Annotated in this window: 1 protein-coding gene; it reads left to right on the top strand. The window is 59.6% G+C overall.

Annotated features, from left to right (window positions below):
• Nucleotides 1–1,143 (top strand): signal recognition particle protein (gene ffh, locus ACIOUG_RS24300; protein WP_401069299.1); only part of this gene is annotated, 1,143 nt, incomplete at its 5' end.
• Nucleotides 1,144–1,448 lie beyond the last annotated feature (305 nt).

The raw sequence follows: 1,448 nt of genomic DNA, 5'->3' as shown, positions 1-1,448 counted from the left end.
CAGCCCGAACCCGACAGCCTGCTCGGCGCCGCCAACGAAGACTTGACCCTGAGCGCCGTGCCGCCTGCCGTCATTCTGATGGCCGGTCTGCAGGGTGCGGGTAAAACCACTACCGCCGGCAAACTCGCGCGCTTCCTTAAAGAGCGCAAGAAGAAGTCGGTAATGGTCGTCTCGGCGGACATCTACCGTCCGGCTGCTATCAAACAGCTGGAAACCCTGGCCAACGACATCGGCGTGACGTTCTTCCCGTCCGACCTGAGCCAGAAGCCGGTCGACATCGCGACCGCGGCTATTAAAGAAGCAAAACTGAAATTCATCGACGTGGTCATCGTCGACACTGCCGGTCGTCTGCACATCGACGAAGAGATGATGGGCGAGATCAAGGCGCTGCACGCCGCGATCAACCCGGTTGAAACCCTGTTCGTGGTCGACGCCATGACCGGTCAGGACGCCGCCAACACGGCCAAGGCCTTCGGTGATGCGCTACCGCTGACCGGTGTGATCCTGACCAAGGTCGACGGCGATGCCCGTGGCGGTGCCGCACTGTCGGTACGCGCGATCACCGGCAAGCCGATCAAGTTCATCGGTATGGGCGAGAAGAGCGAAGCGCTCGATCCGTTCCACCCTGAGCGTATCGCCTCGCGGATCCTTGGCATGGGCGACGTGCTCAGCCTGATCGAACAGGCTGAAGCGACCCTCGACAAGGACAAGGCCGACAAACTGGCCAAGAAGCTGAAGAAGGGCAAGGGCTTCGACCTCGAAGACTTCCGCGATCAGCTGCAACAGATGAAGAACATGGGCGGCCTCGGCGGGCTCATGGACAAACTGCCGAGCATCGGCGGCGTCAACCTGTCGCAAATGGGCAATGCCCAGAACGCGGCAGAAAAGCAATTCAAGCAGATGGAAGCCATCATCAACTCCATGACCCCGGCCGAGCGCCGCGACCCTGAGCTGATCAGCGGTTCGCGCAAACGCCGGATCGCCATGGGTTCCGGCACTCAGGTGCAGGACATCGGCCGCTTGATCAAGCAGCACAAGCAGATGCAGAAGATGATGAAGAAATTCACCGCCAAAGGCGGAATGGCGAAAATGATGCGCGGCATGGGCGGTATGTTGCCCGGCGGCGGCATGCCGAAAATGTAATACAGGACACTAAGACTTCGCCGGTCGTCGCACCGGCGCAGACCCCGCAAGGACGCGGGATCAACAGCAAACCCGCACTCGGCGGGAGCTGACTGGCCGTTTTCATCGACGGCTCTATATGCAAATCCGCACGGCATGCCATAGGCGCCGGAAAAAGTCATTTGCAAAAGTCCGGATATTCCTTAGAATATGCGGCCTTTCGGGCACCCATGCCCGCTGTGCATTTAGATTTGCAGCACCGACTACAGGAACGATGTTCACATGCTAACAATCTAAATGCACAGCGGGCATGGGTGCCCGAAAGG

Origin of the sequence: Pseudomonas sp. NPDC087803 (assembly GCF_044742995.1) — a bacterium.
Lineage (GTDB): Bacteria > Pseudomonadota > Gammaproteobacteria > Pseudomonadales > Pseudomonadaceae > Aquipseudomonas.
The sequence above is the reverse complement of the archived record's forward strand: the minus strand, read 5'-3'. Positions and strand labels throughout refer to the sequence as shown.